Source organism: Mesorhizobium sp. LjNodule214, from assembly GCF_964252735.1.
Taxonomy (GTDB): Bacteria; Pseudomonadota; Alphaproteobacteria; order Rhizobiales; family Rhizobiaceae; genus Mesorhizobium.
Map to the genome: position 1 here is coordinate 668,370 of NZ_CAXUPE020000002.1, position 16,100 is coordinate 684,469.

The 16,100-nt window shown below is 63.5% G+C and carries 16 protein-coding genes; 7 read left to right on the forward strand and 9 right to left on the reverse strand.

All coding sequences use genetic code 11. The features are described 5' to 3' along the window. Window positions 1-33: 33 nt before the first annotated feature. Window positions 34-1,254, reverse strand: coding sequence for an alanine racemase (locus ACSQ3Z_RS17170; protein WP_436172507.1), 1,221 nt, complete (start codon window positions 1,252-1,254; stop codon window positions 34-36). 217 nt (window positions 1,255-1,471) lie between these two features. Here ACSQ3Z_RS17170 and ACSQ3Z_RS17175 point away from each other — a divergent pair, with 217 nt between their 5' ends. After that, window positions 1,472-2,389 (forward strand): DMT family transporter, encoded by a 918-nt coding sequence (locus ACSQ3Z_RS17175; protein WP_436172508.1) that lies wholly within the window; start codon window positions 1,472-1,474, stop codon window positions 2,387-2,389. A 509-nt stretch (window positions 2,390-2,898) separates the two neighbouring features. On the opposite strand, the gene metF is transcribed toward ACSQ3Z_RS17175, so the two are convergent. Together metF and ACSQ3Z_RS17185 are read right to left on the reverse strand one after the other, a co-directional pair. Further along, window positions 2,899-3,816 (reverse strand): methylenetetrahydrofolate reductase [NAD(P)H], encoded by a 918-nt coding sequence (metF, locus tag ACSQ3Z_RS17180; protein WP_436172509.1) that lies wholly within the window; start codon window positions 3,814-3,816, stop codon window positions 2,899-2,901. Continuing rightward, window positions 3,816-4,838 carry an ArsR/SmtB family transcription factor gene (locus ACSQ3Z_RS17185; RefSeq protein ID WP_436172510.1) on the reverse strand — a complete coding sequence of 341 codons (1,023 nt, stop codon included), beginning with the start codon at window positions 4,836-4,838 and terminating at the stop codon, window positions 3,816-3,818. The genes metF and ACSQ3Z_RS17185 overlap by 1 nt, the downstream gene beginning before the upstream one ends. Window positions 4,839-4,985: 147 nt before the next feature. Here ACSQ3Z_RS17185 and tsaA point away from each other — a divergent pair, with 147 nt between their 5' ends. Together tsaA and ACSQ3Z_RS17195 are read left to right on the forward strand one after the other, a co-directional pair. After that, window positions 4,986-5,492: a tRNA (N6-threonylcarbamoyladenosine(37)-N6)-methyltransferase TrmO gene (tsaA, locus tag ACSQ3Z_RS17190; protein ID WP_436173922.1), complete on the forward strand. Its 507-nt coding sequence runs from the start codon at window positions 4,986-4,988 to the stop codon at window positions 5,490-5,492. After that, window positions 5,489-5,803 (forward strand): DUF2293 domain-containing protein, encoded by a 315-nt coding sequence (locus ACSQ3Z_RS17195; protein WP_436172511.1) that lies wholly within the window; start codon window positions 5,489-5,491, stop codon window positions 5,801-5,803. Before tsaA ends, ACSQ3Z_RS17195 begins: the two co-directional genes overlap by 4 nt. Before the next feature lie 126 nt (window positions 5,804-5,929). Here ACSQ3Z_RS17195 and ACSQ3Z_RS17200 read toward each other — a convergent pair whose 3' ends face one another. Further along, entirely contained in the window at window positions 5,930-6,442 is a 513-nt protein-coding gene (locus ACSQ3Z_RS17200) for a hypothetical protein (RefSeq protein WP_436172512.1), read from the reverse strand. 150 nt (window positions 6,443-6,592) lie between these two features. Here ACSQ3Z_RS17200 and ACSQ3Z_RS17205 point away from each other — a divergent pair, with 150 nt between their 5' ends. Together ACSQ3Z_RS17205 and ACSQ3Z_RS17210 are read left to right on the forward strand one after the other, a co-directional pair. Further along, window positions 6,593-7,555 carry a D-amino acid aminotransferase gene (locus tag ACSQ3Z_RS17205; protein WP_436172513.1) on the forward strand — a complete coding sequence of 321 codons (963 nt, stop codon included), beginning with the start codon at window positions 6,593-6,595 and terminating at the stop codon, window positions 7,553-7,555. Window positions 7,556-7,705: 150 nt separating this feature from the next. After that, the gene (locus tag ACSQ3Z_RS17210) at window positions 7,706-8,548 is read left to right on the forward strand and encodes an SDR family oxidoreductase (protein WP_436172514.1); all 843 of its coding nucleotides are present in this window, start codon (window positions 7,706-7,708) and stop codon (window positions 8,546-8,548) included. Window positions 8,549-8,663: 115 nt separating this feature from the next. Here the strand turns inward: ACSQ3Z_RS17210 and ACSQ3Z_RS17215 are convergent, their stop codons facing one another. After that, entirely contained in the window at window positions 8,664-9,281 is a 618-nt protein-coding gene (locus tag ACSQ3Z_RS17215) for an MOSC domain-containing protein (protein ID WP_436172515.1), read from the reverse strand. Window positions 9,282-9,492: 211 nt separating this feature from the next. Here ACSQ3Z_RS17215 and ACSQ3Z_RS17220 point away from each other — a divergent pair, with 211 nt between their 5' ends. Continuing rightward, entirely contained in the window at window positions 9,493-10,059 is a 567-nt protein-coding gene (locus ACSQ3Z_RS17220; protein WP_436172516.1) for a methyltransferase family protein, read from the forward strand. Here ACSQ3Z_RS17220 and ACSQ3Z_RS17225 read toward each other — a convergent pair. From ACSQ3Z_RS17225 to ACSQ3Z_RS17240, 4 genes are all read right to left on the reverse strand, one after another. Beyond that, the gene (locus ACSQ3Z_RS17225) at window positions 10,056-11,177 is read right to left on the reverse strand and encodes a beta-ketoacyl-ACP synthase III (RefSeq protein ID WP_436172517.1); all 1,122 of its coding nucleotides are present in this window, start codon (window positions 11,175-11,177) and stop codon (window positions 10,056-10,058) included. The genes ACSQ3Z_RS17220 and ACSQ3Z_RS17225 overlap by 4 nt on opposite strands. A gap of 144 nt (window positions 11,178-11,321) precedes the next feature. Beyond that, on the reverse strand, window positions 11,322-12,089 hold the full coding sequence (tam, locus tag ACSQ3Z_RS17230; RefSeq protein ID WP_436172518.1) for a trans-aconitate 2-methyltransferase: 768 nt from the start codon (window positions 12,087-12,089) through the stop codon (window positions 11,322-11,324). Between the two features lie 47 nt (window positions 12,090-12,136). Continuing rightward, entirely contained in the window at window positions 12,137-13,786 is a 1,650-nt protein-coding gene (gene ettA / locus ACSQ3Z_RS17235; protein ID WP_436172519.1) for an energy-dependent translational throttle protein EttA, read from the reverse strand. Between the two features lie 181 nt (window positions 13,787-13,967). After that, window positions 13,968-14,903 (reverse strand): ribonuclease T2 family protein, encoded by a 936-nt coding sequence (locus tag ACSQ3Z_RS17240; RefSeq protein WP_436172520.1) that lies wholly within the window; start codon window positions 14,901-14,903, stop codon window positions 13,968-13,970. A 263-nt stretch (window positions 14,904-15,166) separates the two neighbouring features. Here ACSQ3Z_RS17240 and ACSQ3Z_RS17245 point away from each other — a divergent pair, with 263 nt between their 5' ends. Further along, window positions 15,167-16,099: an alpha/beta fold hydrolase gene (locus tag ACSQ3Z_RS17245; protein ID WP_436172521.1), complete on the forward strand. Its 933-nt coding sequence runs from the start codon at window positions 15,167-15,169 to the stop codon at window positions 16,097-16,099. Window position 16,100 lies beyond the last annotated feature (1 nt).

Below are 16,100 nucleotides of genomic sequence, written 5' to 3' on the forward strand. Positions count from 1 at the left end.
CTCGCCTACTTACTACTCACTACTCACTACTCACTAATCAGCCATCGTCTCCAGGCTCGCAAATCCCTCCGGCGCATCGCCTTCGTCGAACGGCGTCGTCACCTCGACGAAAGTGTCGGGGTAGAAGCCGTTGAAGCGCGTCCTGAGCGACAGCGAATAAGCGCCGATATGGCCGATTTCGATCCAGTCGCCCGTGTCGACCGTTTCCGGCAGCCAGAACGGCCGCGACAGGATGTCGACGGAATCGCAGGTCGCGCCGCACACCTTGAACGGCACGATGTTCTTTTCCTCGCCATTTCGCGAGCGGATCGCCGGGTCGGGAATGAAACGCGCCGGCAGCGTGATCTTGCCGGTCCATGAATCCGACAGCGACGCCCAGATGCCGTCATTGATGTAGAGCCGTTTGCCCTTGCGCAACAGCACGCGCACGATCAGCGACAGGCAGCGCGCCACGATCACCCGGCCAGGCTCCGCCACCAGCGGAATCTGGTCGAACTGATATTCCTTCAGGTCGCCCGAAAGCCGCGACATGATCTGGCCGAGCGACGGCATCTCGATCTGCTTGCGGTTGGGATCGTGGCCGTATTCGGCCGGAAAACCGCCGCCGACATCGAGGCCGGCAATGTCGAAGGAGACGCGGTTGCGCACCCAGTCGGCCGAGGCCAGCGCACGCTCATAGGTGTCGGGATCCTCGATCTGGCTGCCGACATGGAAGCAGAGGCCGACCTTGTAGCCGGTGCGGTTCAGCCGCTCGGCGAGTTCCACCGCATAGGCCGGCCCGGCGCCGAACTTCTTCGACAATTCGTAGGCCGCCGATCCCTTCGTCTGCATGCGGACGAACACGGTCATGGCGCCGGGGTCGATGTCGAGCGCCCGCACCACCCGTGTCAGCTTGGTGATCTCGTCCTCATGATCGAGCGAGATGACGCGAATGCCGTATTTTTCCAGCGCCAGCTTGATGTCCGACTGCGCCTTGATCGGATGCATGTAGAGCATCTCGGCATCGGGCGAGACGGCGCGCACGGCGGCAAACTCGCCGGGCGAAGCGACATCGAAAGCGGTGACGCCGGCTTCGACCAGCGCCTTCAGCACGATCTGCTCGCCATTGGTCTTGACCGCATAGGCGGTCTTGCCGGGGAACATGCCCATGAACTGTCTGGCGTCGGTCTTCAAAACCTCCGGCCGGAAGCAGTAGACCGGATCGTCCGGACGGAGCGCCAGCGCTGCCTCACGGGCATTTTCGAATCGCTGCATGGACGAATCCCCTGAACCTTGGCTGCGCACAATTAATCCAAGCTAGCGGCTAAAGAAAACAATTCTGTGTCTCGCACCCCTGGGGGGTACGGCGCTACGGGGATTCCGAGCGATGCTACGCCATCGATCGGTTTCGGGTGGCCCTTGTCGCCGGACCGGATATGGCTTGATCACACGCCTGACAGGCTTGGCATTCGGCGACTGGGAGGACATTCACATGGCGACAGCCGCAACCGCCACGGCGCGCGGACCGATGGTGCTCAAGGACTGGGGGCAGCTTCTGCTGCTGGGCGCCATCTGGGGCGGTTCGTTCTTCTTTGCCCGCATCGCCGTGTCGGAATTGCCTCCACTGGTGCTGGTGCTGTTTCGCGTCGCCATCGCGGCGCTCGCCCTCCAGCTCTATCTCGGCTGGCGCGGCCCGTCCTTTCGTCTCGCCTTCCCGCATGCCGGCCTGTTCTTCCTGCTGGCGCTCGCCAACAATGTCGTTCCTTTCTCGCTGATCTTCGCTGGCCAGACCGAGCTTGGCGCCGGCCTCGCGTCGGTGCTCAACTCAACGACGCCGTTCTGGACGCTGATCCTCGCCAACGCCCTGACCAGCGACGAAAAGCTGTCCTGGAACAAGCTTGCCGGCATAGCGCTCGGCATCACCGGCACGGCGGTGATGATCGGTCCGGGCCTGCTTGCCGGGCTCGGCGGTCCGGTCTGGGCGAAGTTCGCGCTGATCGGCGCCTCGTTGTCCTATGCCGTCGCGCTGATGATCGCCCGCCGCTTCAAGGGCGTGCCCTCGCCGATCGTCGCCACGGGACAATTGACCGCCTCGACCGTCATCATGATCCCGGTCGTGCTCATCGCCTATGGTCCCGCCGGCCTGTTCTCGGCTTCGCCGCCGGTCTGGGCGGCAGTGCTGGCGCTGGCGCTGCTTTCCACCGCCTTCGCCTACATCCTCTATTTCAACCTCGTCGCCTCGGCCGGCGCCACCAATGCTTCGCTGGTCACCCTGATCGTGCCGGCAAGCGCCATGCTGCTCGGCTTCCTGTTCCTCGGCGAACGGCTTGAACCGTTCGAAATGGGCGGCATGGCGCTGATCGCGTTCGGGCTGGTGACGATAGATGGACGCCTGTTCGGCCGACGTTGATGCTGTCCTCAATTGGACGCGGAAGGGGACGATCTAAACACTTTGATTGACTCTCGCATCGTGCTTTCCGAACCGAAATCAGCGCTGCAAAGGTCGAATTCCATCTTCGGGCGGACGCGGTAGCGCAGCCATGCCTCGCTTCCGCCGCGGGCGCGCCACAATTTATTCACAACCCCTGAGCCGGCTTTTGCCGAAGAGTTTCAATGCCTAACGCCGAAAGCCAGGTCGCAAAACCCACAATCATGTCGCATTGCAGCACGTTTTCCGCTTGCCTGTGGCAAAAATGACCCTAGACTCCGGACATAGCTCTTTAAGAGGAGGCTATGACATGGGACTGACGAGGCCAATCAACGCATTGATGATTTGTGCAGCGTTTGCATTCATCGGCGCCCTTATCATAGGTGTTCTTCCGTAACCGCCAGAGCGGAAGAAAACAGCAGCTGATAGTCAACCGATTTCGAGAGGCCGGGTTTTTACCCGGCCTTTTGCATTTCATGCCGCGACAAAGTTCAGGCCGCCGCTGATCCCGCCACCTCGGCCTCATGCGAGCGGATGCCGATCATGTGGCAGATGGCAAACACCAGGTCGGCCCGGTTCATGGTGTAGAAGTGGAAGTCGCTGACGCCGCGTTCGACCAGGTCGAGCACCTGCTCGGCCGCCACGGCTGAGGCGACCAGCGCATGCGTCTGCGGATCGTTCTGCAGCCCTTCGAAGCGCTCGGCCAGCCATGCCGGCACCAGCGCGCCGCAGCGCGCCGAGAAATTGGCGACCTGGGTGAAATTATGCACCGGCAGAATGCCCGGCACGATCGGGATGTAGATGCCGGCGCGCCGCGCCCGCTCGACATAGCGCTCGTAGAGATCGTTGTCGAAGAAGAACTGGGTGATTGCCCGCGTCGCCCCGTTGTCGGCCTTGCGCTTCAGCATGTCGAAGTCGGTGGCAAAGTCCGGGCTTTCCGGATGCTTCTCCGGATAGGCTGAAACCGAGATATCGAAATCACCGGCGCCCTTCAGCGCCCCGACCAGTTCGGCGCCGTTGGCATAGCCGTCGGGATGCGGCCTGTAGGCGGTGCCGACGCCTGCGGCCGGATCGCCGCGCAAGGCGACGAAGCGGGTGACGCCCATGTCGGCGAATTCCCGGACGACGGCGTCGACCTGATCGCGGGCCGCATCGACGCAGGTCATGTGCGCCGCCGGCGTCAGCGTCGTCTCGTTGAGGATGCGCTTGACCGTGCGGGCCGTGCGCTCACGGGTCGAGCCGCCGGCGCCATAGGTAACCGAGACGAATTTCGGCTTGAGCGGCTCCAGCCGGGTGACGGTGTCCCACAGCCTCGCCTCCATCTCGTCGGTCTTCGGCGGGAAGAATTCGAACGAAACCCGGACTTTGTCGCCGATGTCGGGGCGGCGGGAAAAGCGGAACTGGTTCATCAGGCTATTTCCCCCATCGGGTACGCTTGGCTGGGTTGGCTGTCATTGGACGGGTCGGCGATCAGCATGCGGCGGTCGCGGCCGAGCCACAGCTTGACCGTGAGCCTGGCCTCGTTGCCGCCGCGCGGCTCGAACTCCTGGCTGTCTTCGAGCGCGAGCCCTGCCTCGGCGAACCACTCGGCGATCTGCCGGTCGGAAAAGCCGAGCCTGGCATGCGCGTGCTGGTCGCGCAGGAACTCCAGCGTATGCGGCGCGAAATCGACGATCACCAGCCGGCCCGCCGGGCGCAGCAGCCTTGCCGCCTCGCGGATGGCGCGGGCCGGATCATCGAGATAGTGCAGCACCTGATGGATGGTGACGAGATCGAAGGCATCGCGCTCGACCGGCGGCGCGAAAATATCGCCCTGCCGCACCTGCGCATTCGAAACGCCGGCCTTGTCGAGATTGGCGCGCGCCACGGTCAGCATCTCGCGCGACATGTCGATGCCGACGCCGCGCCGGTAAAGCGGCGAAAAGATTTCAAGTAGCCGCCCGGTGCCGGTGCCAAGGTCAAGCATCGACTGGAACGGCCGCTTGCCCACTAGCTTCAGCAGCGCCGCTTCCACGGCGCGATCCGGCACATGCAGCGAGCGGATATGATCCCAACTCGCGGCATTCTCGGAAAAGTATTCGGCGGCGCGGTCCTGGCGCTTGCGCTTGACCGACGCCAGCCGCTCGAGGTCGCGCTCGACCTGCGGATCGGCGCCGCGGATACCTGAGATCAGCCTGATCACGAAATCACGGGCCGAATCCGTATCCGAAAGCCGGAAGAAGGCCCAGGAGCCCTCCTGGTAACGACCAATCAGCCCGGCCTCCAAAAGCAGCTTGAGGTGGCGCGACACGCGCGGCTGCGACTGGCCGAGGATTTCGGTAAGATCCGAAACGGTAAGGTCGCCGCGCGACAAGAGTGCCAGAATGCGGAGCCGGCTCGATTCGGCCGCCGCCTTCAGAGTATCCACCATTGTGTCGAGCGAGACATGCATGAGCGCTTCTCTTTTGAAAAAAGATATAAACATATGTTTATGTCGAATTTGACAACCATGCAAGGCCCATGTCGCTTCCGGACAAGAAAATGACGCATGCATGACCCGCAGACGGAAAGCGGTCTTCGGATGAACGAGGCGAAAACCATGTTCGAGACGCGCAGCGGCGAAAGGCTTCTGGAAACCGATCCGGCCGATATGCCGGGGGATGGCCATGTCGTCTTCATCGGCCGCATCGCCTCGCCATGGACGAGTCGGCAGACCTGCCCCAAGAACATGAAGGCGGCGCGGGAGGCAGGCCGCGGTGCCACACTGCTGGTCGACCCACCTTATCGCGACGGCCTGGCGGGATTGGAACGCGCCAGCCACATCATCATCCTGTCCTGGCTCCATCATGCGCCGCGGACTCTGATTGTGCAGAAACCCCGCCATGCCACTGAACCGAAAGGCGTTTTCTCGCTGCGCTCGCCGGCCCGGCCGAACCCTGTCGGCTTGCATGTGGCGAAACTCGTCGGGCTCGACATCGGCAGCGGCCGAATCGAACTCGACGCCATCGACGTGCTCGACGGCACGCCCGTCATCGACATCAAGCCGTACTTCGCCTCGACCGACTCGTTTGCCGATGCGACCATTGCCGGGCGGGACGAGCCATGAAAGCGCCGACCAACCGCCGCCGCGCCATCGCCAAGGCGCTGACCACGCTTTTGCCGCTGGCACCCTATGCCGACATCGAAAAGATCCGTGCCGACGCCGGCAGGGCGCATTTGCACAATCTGCCGCCGTCGATCTCCGTCTGGCTGGCGACCATCGCCCATATCCGTCACGTCCACACCGACTACGAAAAGCTGCTGGCGGAAGGCTATGACCGCGACTCGGCGCGCTTCTTCGTCATCGAACAGACCAACATCGTGCTGACCCGCTGGCGCGCCACGCGCCTGCTCGATTCCGAAGACGAGGAGGAATAGCGCTAGAGCATGATCCCGAACCGGAGGTCAGCGTAGCAAAAAGTAGGATCCGGTTTTCGGAAAAGATCATGCTCAAACAAAGAGATAGAGCCCCATCCCGGCTCCAGGAACGGGCTCTAGGAGCCGCTACTGCCGGGTCAGCACGGCGACGGCGTTATAGGGCTGGCCATCCGCTTGGCCGACCCAGACCCAGGACAGGTTTCCCTTGAAGAACCTGACGGTGATCGTGCCGCCATCGACGCACTTGTCCTGGCCATAGGTGATGCTCTCACGGAACTCCGCCGAGCTGTCGTCCCTGGAAAGCTGGGTCAGAGATCCACCGCAACTGAGCGACGGATAGTCGATCGACGCGCCACTGTCGTTGATGGTCATGGCAATCGACCAGTCAGCGCCGGCAGCCCCGGCCGGGCTTTGATGGCCATTGCCGACCCAGGTGCCGGTCAAGGATGGCACATTCACCTCGCAAGGGACGTTCTGGAAGATCGGCGTCAACTCGCTGCCCGTCTTCTCGCAGCGATATGTCTGGCCGCTTTGACATAGCTCCTCGCCTTCGCGCGTGCACTGGGCGAAGGCTTCGCCGCTGCTGACGAAAACGATCATCGCAAAGATGATTGCACCAAGCCCCGTATGCCTGTCCATGTCCCCCCCGGCCTGACAGTCTCGCCGGCAACCGTAAGGGAAAACCAATATTCCACCTAGAACAAAGAGCACCGCATAAGTGGCTCTATGTAACCCGCTGAGCGGCGCTAGCCTGACCATGGATCGAGCCATGGACAAGGAGAGTTTGCGATGAGCCGAAACGTTGCAACGGAGCGAGCCATGCCGCTGCCGCCTCTTTCCGAGCGCCACATCGACCCGCATTCCTACCCGGACGGCGTCGCCTTCCTCGATGGCCAGTATCTGCCGATGTCGCAGGCCAAGATCTCGGTGCTGGATTGGGGTTTTCTGCACTCCGACGCCACCTACGACACGGTGCATGTCTGGAACGGCAGCTTCTTCCGTCTCGACCTGCATCTCGACCGCTTCTTCGGCGGCTTGGAGAAGCTGCGCATGGCGATCCCGTTCGACCACGACGGCGTCGCCGAGATCCTGCACAATTGCGTCGCGCTGTCAGGCCACCGCGCCGCCTATGTCGAGATGCTGTGCACGCGCGGCGCGTCGCCGACCTTCAGCCGCGACCCGCGCCAGGCAATCAATCGCTTCATGGCCTTCGCCGTGCCCCTCGGCTCGGTCGCCAATGCCGAGCAGTTGCAGCGTGGGCTCAATGTGGCGATCAGCGACAAGGTGCGCATCCCGCCGGCCTCGATCGACCCGTCGATCAAGAACTACCACTGGCTCGACCTCGTGCGCGGCCTCTACGACGCCTACGATCGCGGCGCCGAGACGGCGTTGATCCTCGACTTCAACGGCAATGTCGCCGAGGGCCCTGGCTTCAATGTGTTCTGCGTCAAGGACGGCAAACTGTCGACGCCGGCCATCGGAGTCCTGCCCGGCATCACCCGCCGCACCGTCTTCGACCTCTGCGCCGAGGCGGGGCTGCCTGCGACAGCGGCCGACGTCAGCGTCGCCGCGTTGAAGGCAGCCGATGAAGTCTTCATCACCTCGACCGCCGGCGGCATCATGCCGGTAACCGTGATCGATGGCGCGCCGGTCGCCGACGGCAAGGTCGGCCCGATCACCAGCCGGCTGATGGCGCTCTATTGGCAACGGCACGAAGACCCGGCCTGGTCGAGCCCGGTACGCTATCCCTGATCAACAGGCGTCCTGTTCAACAGGACGTCCAGGCCAAAAAGATTCTCCTCCGCCTCTGGAAAATCACGGGATGCACCGTATATGGCAAAAACGGAGAAGCCTCCGTTTCCATCCAAAATTCACGGCTCGCATGGGCAAGGATCTCAGATCATGACAAGCAAGGTTTGGTTCATCACCGGATCGTCGAAGGGCTTTGGCCGCGTTTGGGTCGAGGCGGCGCTCGCACGCGGCGACCGAGTCGCGGCGACGGCCCGTGACGCCGGCACGCTCGCCGATCTCGTCGCCAAATATGGCGACAACATCGCCGCGATCAAGCTCGACGTCACCGACAAGAAGGCCGTCGATGCCGCGATTGCGGAGGCGCACAAGCGCTTTGGGCGGCTCGACGTCGTCATCAACAATGCCGGCTATGGTCATTTCGGCGCCATCGAGGAAGTCAGCGAACAGGAAGCCCGCGACCAGATCGAGACCAATGTGTTCGGCGCGCTTTGGGCCACCCAGGCCGCTTTGCCGATCATGCGGGCGCAGCGTTCCGGCCACATCATCCAGATCTCGTCGATCGGCGGCGTCAACGCCTTCGCCTCGCTCGGCCTCTACCACGCCTCGAAATGGGCGCTGGAGGCGTTTAGCCAGACGCTCAGCCTCGAGGTCGCGGAATTCGGCATCCATGTCACGCTGGTCGAGCCGGGCGGTTTCTCCACCGACTGGGCCGGGCCGTCGGCCAAGGTTTCCAAAGCCATCGAGGCCTACGCGCCCGCCCGCGCGGCCATGGCCGAGCGCCGCAGCCACGCTGTCCCTGGCGATCCTGAGGCCACCGGGCCGGCGATGCTTGAGATCGTCGATGCGGCCGAGCCGCCGCTCAGGGTGTTCTTCGGTGACGGCGGCCTGCCGATGATCCGCCAAGAATACGCCAACCGCATCGCCACCTGGGAAAAGTGGGATCACGTTTCCATCATGGCGCAAGGCGAAAACAAGAACCGCAAGGCGGCCTGACGCCTATCTTTCTTTTTGAGCATGATCTTTTCCGAAAACCGGATTCCACTTTTCGGGATCATGCTCTAGATCCGGCTGCGTCGCCTCGCGGCGCAGCCTCTCCCTTTTGTGGAAACTAGGCCCGGTAGATCCACTGCTCGGGCACGCGCACCGAGATCTCCTCGCCGGCAACAATCGTGCCCGGCTTTTCCACCCAGGCGACAAGGCCGCGCAGCCGTTTCGCCGCCTTTGGAAAGGCCAGCGCGCCGGCCTCGTGGTCGGCCATCCCGGCATTCTCCGCGACCGAGCGCCCGGCAATGCGGCAGGGTCCGTTCTGCGCATCGACCTTGATCGTCACGCCACCCCTGAAAAACAGCAGCGTACCCGACGGCAGCATGGAAAGCTGCGGCACGCCCCCGATCAGCAGGTTGGCGCCGATCCATTCCGGCTTGATCTCCTTGAGCCCCATCCGCTCGGCGACAACAGCCAGCTCATCCGCCGCCACGATCGACAATTGCCGCTCGTTGCGCATCTCGGTGCCGCGCGGATACCAGGGCTCACGCCCGCCGGAGCGCCGCGTGGCGCCGGCGTGGAAATCACCGTCGATGCCGTCGAAGCCGAGCCTCAATTCTTCCACCGGTCGCGTTTCGAAGTGATCGAACGGCGCCACGTAGAGCGCCGCCACTTTCGCCGCGAGCTTTCGCGCCGGCAGGATTTCGACCGGATTTTCGGTCTCGGCAAAGAGATCCGCCATGGCTTCATTCCTTCTGCAACACGAACCGCAATTAGCCCGCGGCCATGGACCGGGTCCAGTCCAAAGCGCTGATGATCCGATCGAGCCGGCTGATGGGATGCTTCACCGATCACGATCTTCTTACCGCCAACCGCGCATCCTCTGGCCGGGCGCCGTATTGCCGCCGTGCTGCGTCGACTTGATACTGGCGCGCTCGGAGGAGTCGTTCATCATGCATCCAGCACCTGCGATCGCAGCACTTTGGCTGATCTGGGTCGTGTCCTGGCTCGTGGCCGCCTTATGGTCCGACCCCGTTAAGAAGCGCGCCGGCTTGCAGGCGGAACTTCGCTATCGCATCCTGTGGCTGTTCGGTACGATCCTGCTGTTCGTTCCGGCGCACGGCTATGTCGGCCTGCTGCGGCTCTGGACGCCCAACCTCACCGAGGCCTGGATCTGCGTTGCGCTGATCGCGACCGGCCTCGTCTTCTCCTGGTGGGCCAGGCTGCATCTCGGCCGGCTGTGGTCGGGTAACATCACCGCCAAGGCGGATCACCACGTGGTCGCCACCGGCCCCTATGGCCTGGTCCGGCACCCGATCTACACCGGCCTGCTGCTGGCGGTCCTTGCCACCATGGCGGCCAAGGGGACGGTATGGGGCATTGCCGGTGCCGCCCTGCTCACCATCGGTGCCGTTGTGAAGGCAAGGCTGGAGGAACAGTTCCTGCGCGGCGAACTGGGCAGCGCCTATGACGATTACGCCCGGCGGGTGCCAATGCTGGTGCCGTTCGCGCCGAACTAAAGCATGCGCAGCAGCGCGCCGCCGATCGAATATCCCGCGCCGAAGGCGCAGAGCAGGCCGTAGTCGCCGGGCTTCATATCGGCGTGGTTCTCGGATAGAGCGATGATGGCCCCGGCGCCGGCGGTGTTGCCGAGGCGCTCCAGCACCATCGGCGCGCGATCATGATCGACCTCATGGCCGAAGGCGAGTTTCAGGATCATGGCGTTCATGCGCGCATTGGCCTGATGCAGCCAGAAGCGGCGGATGCCTTGCGGCGTCAGCCCGTGCTCGGCCAGGAATTCGACGATGAATTTGTGGCCGGCAACGGTGACTTCCTTGAACACCTTGTTGCCGACCTGCTTGATCAGATTGCCCTCGAGGTTGATCATGTAGGGATCGTCCTGCGCGGTGCGCGTGTGGTAGCCGAGATTGGTGCGGATGTTGTTCGACATCTGCGTCCAGGTGCGGGTGTCGAGCACCTGGAAACGCCCCGGCCGCTTCTCGCCCTGGTCGAGCCCCTCGACGACCATCGACACCGAAGCATCGCCGAAGATGAAATGCGTCTGCCGGTCGCGGAAATTGAGATGGCCGGTGATGATCTCGGGCGTGGTGACCAGCACGCGCTTGTGCGCGGCGGCCCGCACCAGATTGACGGCGATGTGCAACGCCGCCGCGGCCGACGAGCAGCCAAGCCCCATATCGAAGCCGGCGCCTTTGGTGCCCAGGGCTTGCTGCATCTCGATGGCGATCGCCGGATAGGGCCGCTGGTGGTGCGAGGCCGAGCAGATCACCAGGTCGATATCGGACGGCTTCAGGCCGGCATGGTCGAGCGCCTTCCTGGCCGAAGCGACGCCGAACTCGGCCTGCAGCGACAGCGCATCGTCGGGCCGCGCCGGTATGCGCGGCGCCATCCGCGTCGGGTCGAGAATGCCTTCCCGCTCGATCACATGGCGGGTCTGGACACCGGAGGCATGGACGATGAAGTCGCTGTCCGACTTCTGCAGCAGCGTCTCGCCCGAGACAGTCCGGCGCGCATTCTCCATGTCGACCCAGGCGTTGAAGCTGGCGACCAGTTCTTCATTGGTGATCTTGGGTTCAGGGATTTCGACGCCGATGCCGCTGATGATGACGCGATGCATTTCCAATCCGTCCCATGCGCGGGCGTTGCGGGCTTGATGTGGGCGCATAGACGGCCCGGTGCAACCCTTGTCGCATTTGGCCGGTTTATGCCAGCTTAAACCGCCATTTCCCGTTGCTATCGCGGTGAGTTGACCGACGCGCGGTCAGGCCCGCTTGGCGACGATGAAGATGCGGGGGAAGCGCAGCAGGACCTTGCCATCCGCCGTCCTCGGATAGGCCTCTGCGATCTTGGCCGTGTAATGGTCGAGGAACATGGTCCTCTCGTCCGCTGCGAGCGGATCGAGGAACGGCTTCAAGCCTGTCGACTTGACCCATTCGACGATCGCTTCAGCATCGGCCAGCGGATGGTTGTAGATCGTGTGCCAGATATCGAGCCGGTCCGCGAGCGGCGACAGAAGGTCGTAATAGAATGAAACCGGCGGCAGTGGCGCGCGCGCCGCCCCTTTGATCTTTGCGGCAAACGGCATCTCGACCGCCGTCTCGCGCATCAGGCGGTGCGAGTCCTCGTCCATATTGTCGGGCATCTGGACGGCGAGTGCGCCGCCTGGCGCCAACAACCCCACCAGCCGCTGGAACACGGCCGGATGCTCCGGCAACCACTGGAAGACGGCATTGGCGAAGATCACGTCGACTGGCTGTGCCGGCTGCCATGTTGCCGCGTCCGACAGTTCGAAGGTGACATCGGGCAGGCGAGCCCTCGCCTTCTCGATCATGTCGGGCGAGGTGTCGAAGCCGCTGACCTGGGCATCCGGCCACCGCTTGACCAGAAGCTCGGTCGAATTGCCCGGGCCGCAGCCGATGTCGACGACCCGTCGCGGGAAATCCACTGGCACTTGCGCGACCAGATCGCGCGCCGGGCGCGTGCGCTCATCCTCGAACTTCAGATATTGGGCGGCGGACCAGTCAGCCATGTCAGCTCCTCAGATCATCTTGAGAATTCGCCGCCCCGACAAATATCCTATCGCGTCAGCCTCTTATACGTCATCCGGTGCGGATTGACTGCGTCCGGCCCGAGCCGGCGGATCTTGTCCTGCTCGTAGTCCTCGAAATTGCCCTCGAACCACTCGACATGGCTGTCGCCCTCGAAGGCGAGGATGTGCGTCGCCAGACGGTCGAGGAACATACGGTCGTGCGAGATGATGACGGCGCAGCCGGCGAAGCTTTCCAGCGCGTCTTCGAGCGCCGCCAGCGTTTCCGTATCGAGGTCGTTGGTCGGTTCGTCTAGCAGCAGCACATTGCCGCCGGTCTTCAGCATCTTGGCCAGATGCACGCGGTTGCGCTGACCGCCCGACAGGTTGCCGACCTTCTGCTGCTGGTCCTGGCCGCGGAAGTTGAATGACGAGCAATAGGCGCGTGTGTTGGCCTCGTATTTGCCGAGCTTGACCACTTCGGCGCCGCCCGAGATCTCTTCCCACACGGTCTTCGACGGGTCGAGTGCGTCGCGGCTCTGGTCGACATAGCCGAGCTTGACCGTCTCGCCGACGCGGATCGTGCCGGCGTCCGGCTTTTCCTGAGCGGTGATCATCTTGAACAGCGTCGTCTTGCCGGCGCCGTTCGGGCCGATGACGCCGACGATGCCGCCCGGCGGCAGCTTGAATTCCAGGCCCTCGATCAGCAGCGTGTCGCCAAAGCCCTTCGACAGGTCGGCGACCTCGATCACCACATTGCCGAGGCGCTCGCCATGCGGAATGACGATCTGCGTGTCGGTCGGGCGGCGGCTGTCGGCGGCGACCAGCAGATCCTCGAACGCCTTGATACGCGCCTTGGACTTGGTCTGGCGGGCCTTCGGGCTGGACTGGATCCACTCGCGCTCGCGGCCGATGGCGCGCTGGCGGGCGTCGTCCTCGCGGCCTTCCTGCTTGAGCCGCTTGGCCTTGGCTTCGAGATATTTGGTGTAGTTGCCCTCATAGGGAATGCCGCGGCCGCGGTCGAGTTCAAGGATCCAGCCGGTGACATTGTCAAGGAAGTAGCGGTCGTGGGTGATGATCATCACCGCGCCTGGATAGGCGCGCAGATGCTTTTCCAGCCACGCCGTGGTTTCGGCGTCGAGATGGTTGGTCGGTTCGTCGAGCAGCAAAAGGTCAGGTTGACGCAGCAGCAGCTGGCAGAGCGCGACGCGGCGGCGCTCGCCGCCTGACAGCTTGGTGACTTCAGAATCCTTGGGCGGGCAGCCCAGCGCTTCCATCGCCATCTCGACCTGCTGTTCGAGATCCCAGAGATTCAGCCGGTCCATCTCGTCCTGGAGCTTGGCCGACTCGTCCGCCGTCTCGTCGGAGTAGTTCATCATCAGTTCGTTGTAGCGCTCGATGATGGCGGTCTTGGCGGCAACGCCTTCCATGACGTTCTCGAACACGGTCTTCTTCGCATCGAGCGCCGGCTCCTGCGCCAGATAGCCGACGGTCGCCCCCTCGGCCAGCCACGCCTCGCCGTTCCAGTCCTTGTCGATGCCGGCCATGATCTTTAGGATCGTCGACTTGCCGGCGCCGTTGGGGCCGAGGATGCCGATCTTGGCGTCGGGGTAGAAGGACAGATGGATATTCTCGAGCACCTTCTTGGTGCCGTAGGCCTTGTTGAGGCCGGCCATGTGATAGATGAACTGGCGTGCCACGCGCGCTTTCCCTGATAGTTGACCGAAAATGTCGGATTGAATGGAGGTTGCGCGCTATGTAGGCGATGCCGGGCCGAACGGCAATCGCTTTCGCAGGCCTCCGGTCATTCCCGAAGCTTTCGCCAGGTGCGCGGCATCGGCGGCTGACGCCAGCACTGGGTGCAACGACAGCCCAACCTGCCTATTGGAAGCCGATCGGGTCGACCGTGCCCTTTGGGCAGCCAGCCTTGGTCGTCGGCGCCGAAGCCTGCATCAGCTCGCCAAGCGAGCTGTTCGGGCCGATCGGGCCGGCCAGGCCGAGCGTCAGTTCGCCGATCAGGCGCCTGCCGCTCGACGGGTCGACCAGGCAGGACACCCGGACCCTGTCGCCTGCTCCGGCGCCGAAGGCGCTGTCGAAGGCTTTGCGGATCTGGTCCGACGTCACTTGCTTGCCGATATTCTTGGTGAAAAGCTCGCGCACAGGCGACGCATTCACCGCGCGCATCAGGTTCAGCGCGTCGGCAAAATACTCCTGCTGGCCCTTGCCGTAGCAGGTGCCATGCTTGATCCATTCATGTCTTTCGAGATCGGACTTGGTGCCCGGCATCACCTGATCAAGCTCCGCTCGCGTATCCGCATCGAGGTTGACCGGCGGCAGGTCCCGCCAATGGGCCGGGTTGTCATTGGCCTTGTCACTTGCCGCCACCTGGCAATAGAAATTGCCATTCGGCTGCGGCCACAACCCATGCAAGGTGAAATGCGTCGCCTCGAACCCGGCCGGGGCCTGCGCCTGGCATTCGGTCTTGTTGGACTTGGTTTCGCAGAAGGCCGGCTGCCAGCTCAGCGCGAAGACATATTCGGGCCTTCCAGGGGCCGGAGCCGACGGCTTGGTCTGATCGGCCGGCGCCGGCGTGGCGGCGGCACTGCCGCCGGTGACGTGGCCGCAGCTGATCTTCACCCAGCGGCGTTCCGGATCGGCGCCCGGCACCAGGATGAGATAGTGCGTCGGAGTGTCCTTGTTGCCGGCGAGCAGCTGGTAGCTCTGTCCGGTCTCTGTCGAGACATTGCCGGGGTTCTTGCCGCTCTTGATCGCCTGCGTCGCCGGACAGGCGGTGTCGGCCACGAAGGAGCCGCTCATCTTCACGTCCGCTCGCGCCGCACCGGCCACTGAGGCGACCAAAAGCGCCAAAACGAAAGCAAAAACTGTCCGCATACCCTTGCCCCGGCTGGAAGATACTGCGCCACACACTGCCTTTGTCTCCGTGTCAGAATTGCGATAGCGCGCCACAAGATCAAGAAACATTCACAACTCGGAATCGCCGTGCCGGATTGACGCAAAACCAACGTCGGCGCAAACAAAACTCTTGTGAGCGCGAAAGGCGCGAGGGGGACCAAGCGACAATGCCATTCAGCCAACAGCGCCTGGTCAAATCGCCGACCGGCGCTGATCTAAACCTCTATGTGAAGCACGCCGACGGCCGTGCGCGCGCGGTCGTTCAGATCAACCATGGCCTGGCCGAGCATGCCGCGCGCTACGCGCGCTTCGCCGATTTCCTCGGCGAGTGCGGTTTTCACGTCTACGCCCACGACCATCGCGGCCACGGCGAAACCAGGGCGCCCGATGCCCCGCTGGGCCGGTTCGCAGACAAGGATGGCGTTGCCAAGGTCGTCGCCGATGTCAACGCCATCCACGACTTCATCGCCACGGAGCAACCCGGCCTGCCGGTCATCGTCTTCGGCCATTCGATGGGCGCGTCCGTCGCGCTCAATTTTGTCTTGGCGCACTCAGCGCGCATCCATGCCGCCGCGATCTGGAACGGCAATTTCTCGCAAGGCCTGCTCGGCCAGTTGGCACTCGCCATCCTGGCCTGGGAACGATTCCGGCTCGGTTCCGACGTGCCGTCGCGCATATTGCCGAGGCTGACCTTCCAGGCCTGGGGCAAGGCGGTACCCAACCACAAGACGCAGTTCGACTGGCTGTCGCGCGACGAGGCCGAAGTGGCGAAATACATCGCCGACCCGCTGTGCGGCTGGGATGCCTCGGTGTCGATGTGGCGCGACGTGGTCAACATGGCACAGCACGGCGGCAAGGACTCAAGCTTTGCCAGCGTGCGCCGCGACCTCTTTGTAAACCTGGTCGGCGGCGAGAAAGATCCTGCATCCGACTACGGCAAGGCGGTCGGCCACCTCGCGAAACGCATGCGCGGGATGGGTTTTTCGAATCTGGTTTCAAAGGTTTACGCCGAGACCCGCCACGAAAGCCTGAACGAGGTCAATCGGGACGTCGTCATGAATGACTTCGCGGCATGGGCCGAAACTGTCCTGAAGCGATGAG

Excerpts from the sequence above, each read along its gene's own strand:
- ACSQ3Z_RS17170 (WP_436172507.1), bottom strand. The coding sequence starts at position 1,254 with ATGCAGCGATTCGAAAATGCCCGTGAGGCAGCGCTGGCGCTCCGTCCG.
- ACSQ3Z_RS17175 (WP_436172508.1), top strand. The coding sequence starts at position 1,472 with ATGGCGACAGCCGCAACCGCCACGGCGCGCGGACCGATGGTGCTCAAG.
- metF (WP_436172509.1), bottom strand. The coding sequence starts at position 3,816 with ATGAACCAGTTCCGCTTTTCCCGCCGCCCCGACATCGGCGACAAAGTC.
- ACSQ3Z_RS17185 (WP_436172510.1), bottom strand. The coding sequence starts at position 4,838 with ATGCATGTCTCGCTCGACACAATGGTGGATACTCTGAAGGCGGCGGCC.
- tsaA (WP_436173922.1), top strand. The coding sequence starts at position 4,986 with ATGTTCGAGACGCGCAGCGGCGAAAGGCTTCTGGAAACCGATCCGGCC.
- ACSQ3Z_RS17195 (WP_436172511.1), top strand. The coding sequence starts at position 5,489 with ATGAAAGCGCCGACCAACCGCCGCCGCGCCATCGCCAAGGCGCTGACC.
- ACSQ3Z_RS17200 (WP_436172512.1), bottom strand. The coding sequence starts at position 6,442 with ATGGACAGGCATACGGGGCTTGGTGCAATCATCTTTGCGATGATCGTT.
- ACSQ3Z_RS17205 (WP_436172513.1), top strand. The coding sequence starts at position 6,593 with ATGAGCCGAAACGTTGCAACGGAGCGAGCCATGCCGCTGCCGCCTCTT.
- ACSQ3Z_RS17210 (WP_436172514.1), top strand. The coding sequence starts at position 7,706 with ATGACAAGCAAGGTTTGGTTCATCACCGGATCGTCGAAGGGCTTTGGC.
- ACSQ3Z_RS17215 (WP_436172515.1), bottom strand. The coding sequence starts at position 9,281 with ATGGCGGATCTCTTTGCCGAGACCGAAAATCCGGTCGAAATCCTGCCG.
- ACSQ3Z_RS17220 (WP_436172516.1), top strand. The coding sequence starts at position 9,493 with ATGCATCCAGCACCTGCGATCGCAGCACTTTGGCTGATCTGGGTCGTG.
- ACSQ3Z_RS17225 (WP_436172517.1), bottom strand. The coding sequence starts at position 11,177 with ATGCATCGCGTCATCATCAGCGGCATCGGCGTCGAAATCCCTGAACCC.
- tam (WP_436172518.1), bottom strand. The coding sequence starts at position 12,089 with ATGGCTGACTGGTCCGCCGCCCAATATCTGAAGTTCGAGGATGAGCGC.
- ACSQ3Z_RS17240 (WP_436172520.1), bottom strand. The coding sequence starts at position 14,903 with ATGAGCGGCTCCTTCGTGGCCGACACCGCCTGTCCGGCGACGCAGGCG.
- ACSQ3Z_RS17245 (WP_436172521.1), top strand. The coding sequence starts at position 15,167 with ATGCCATTCAGCCAACAGCGCCTGGTCAAATCGCCGACCGGCGCTGAT.